Here is a 740-nt window from a genome sequence, read left to right on the forward strand (position 1 = left end):
GCCGGGCGCATCGTCACCTTCGGCGTCAAGCCGGAGCGGCCGGCGACCGAATACGGCTATATCAGCCCGGGCGAGGTCATCTCCGGCGAGGTGCACGCGGTCGCGCGCTTCGTCGAGAAGCCGGATGCGGTGAAGGCGGCCGACTACGTCAATTCCGGCTATCTCTGGAACAGCGGCAACTTCATGTTTCCGGCCAGCGTCCTGCTCGACGAATACCGCAGGGTCGATGCGGCGAGCGTGGAGACCATCTCCAATGCTGTGACCAATGCCGGCCGCGATCTCGGCTTCGTGACGCTGGAGCCCGAGGCGTTCGGCGCGGCCAAGGCGATCTCGATCGACTATGCGGTGATGGAGAAGACCGCGCGCGCCGCGGTCGTGCCGGTGTCGTGCGGCTGGTCCGACGTCGGCTCCTGGCACGCGGTGTGGGAATTGTCCGACAAGGACGCGCAAGGCAATGCTTCGCATGGCGCCGCCGTGTTCGAAGATAGCCGCAATTGCAACGTCACCACCGATGCCGCGCTGGTGGCACTCGAAGGCGTCGACGATCTCATTGTGGTCGCGACTGCCGATGCGGTTCTCGTCTCGCGCCAGAAAGATGCCAACGGTCTCAAACGGCTGGTCACAAAACTCAAGGCGGTCGCACCGAAGGTCACCGAGGAGCATCTCAAGGTGCATCGGCCCTGGGGCAGCTACCAGTCGGTCGACAATGGCGAGCGCCACCAGGTCAAGCGCATCGTGGT

Annotated in this window: 1 protein-coding gene; it reads left to right on the forward strand. The window is 64.7% G+C overall.

Annotated features, from left to right (window positions below; genetic code table 11):
- Nucleotides 1-740 (forward strand): sugar phosphate nucleotidyltransferase (locus AC0L3J_RS37185; RefSeq protein ID WP_473350401.1); only part of this gene is annotated, 740 nt, incomplete at both ends.

This window comes from Bradyrhizobium sp. Kon37 (assembly GCF_055807535.1).